Source organism: Cellulophaga sp. BC115SP (assembly GCF_009905545.1).
Lineage (GTDB): Bacteria > Bacteroidota > Bacteroidia > Cytophagales > Spirosomataceae > Flectobacillus > Flectobacillus rivi.
Map to the genome: position 1 here is coordinate 1 of NZ_JAAALB010000202.1, position 579 is coordinate 579.

The 579-nt window shown below is 38.3% G+C and carries 1 protein-coding gene; it reads left to right on the forward strand.

The features are described from left to right. Positions 1-92 precede the first annotated feature (92 nt). A partial coding sequence (locus tag GVN22_RS27670) for a transposase (RefSeq protein WP_240915801.1) occupies positions 93-579 on the forward strand: 487 nt, incomplete at its 3' end.

Here is a 579-nt window from a genome sequence, read left to right on the forward strand (position 1 = left end):
ATCTTGTTGAGAACCTTTAATTTTACCTTGGAAAATTGGCTAAAAATGCGTATTTTAAAGGTATGCAAGGACGCAAAAATTTCCAATGTAAAATGTACTACCAAGTCAGCTTAGATAGCTTGGTAAGTCCCGATAATTTCTATCGAAAACTCGAAAAAGTACTTGATTTACACTTTCTGTATGCTCGAACAGCACCTTATTATGGAATTGAAGGTCAGGAGTCGATCGATCCTGTCGTATTTTTCAAGATATTATTAGTGGGGTATTTGAATAATATTCCTTCTGATAGACGTCTGATGGAATACTGTTCAAATTGCTTGGACATTCGCCTGTTTCTCCAATATGATTTGGACGAAGCTCTTCCTTGGCATAGTACTATTAGCCGCACACGTCAGTTGTATGGCGAAGGAGTATTTTTGGAGTTGTTTCAAATGGTATTGAAGCTATGTGTCGACAAAGGCATGGTCAGAGGCAAACGCCAGGCAATTGATAGCGTTTTTATTAAAGCCAATGCCAGTATGGACAGTCTTGTTGAAAAAGAGATATTGGAAGATGCCAGCGCTTTTGTTGATGAGCTAG